This is a genomic window from Streptomyces griseoloalbus (genome assembly GCA_014650015.1).
Classification (GTDB): Bacteria; Actinomycetota; Actinomycetes; order Streptomycetales; family Streptomycetaceae; genus Streptomyces; species Streptomyces griseoloalbus.
Genome location: BMUD01000166.1, coordinates 1 through 544, shown reverse-complemented (window position 1 = coordinate 544; position 544 = coordinate 1). Strand labels below are relative to the sequence as shown.

Genomic DNA, 544 nt, shown 5'->3' with positions numbered 1-544 from the left:
TATCCGTAATACACCGCCACCCGGTGCCCTTCGCTGATATGGCTGATGTCTGTCAGCCAGCCGCGTTCGTCATACCGCCACCGCTCTGCGGTTTCGCCATTCACGGTGCGGTGCGTGAGGCGGTCTGCTTCGTCATAGTGCCAGTGGGTGACCAGCCCCTCATCCTCGCTGCGGATAAGTTTGCCGGTCAGATCGTGGTGATAACGCTGTGTGCGGCCGTCAAAGCCGGTTTCCTGTATCAGCCGGTCGAGTACATCGTAACGGAAGGTGGTGTGGCTGCCGTTTTCACTGGTCAGGCGGATGACCCGTCCGGCAGCATCGTATTCCATACTGCGCGTCAGCCCGCCCTGCGGGGTACGGACGGCCTTTCCCCACGCATCGTACTGTGTCCCGTTTCTGCTGCCGTCCGGGGCAATGACGGCGGTCAGGTCACCGGCGATGTTGTATTCATACCGCGTTTCATGGCCCTGCGTGTCTTTCACGGCAATTAACTGTCCACGGCTGTCGTATGCGCGGTACTGACTCAGCCCTTCCTCGCGGTGCA

1 pseudogene is annotated in these 544 nt (G+C 60.7%); it reads right to left on the bottom strand.

Going from position 1 to position 544, the window contains the following annotated elements:
* A pseudogene (locus IE178_RS36845) lies at nucleotides 1–544 on the bottom strand (hypothetical protein); the annotation flags it as partial.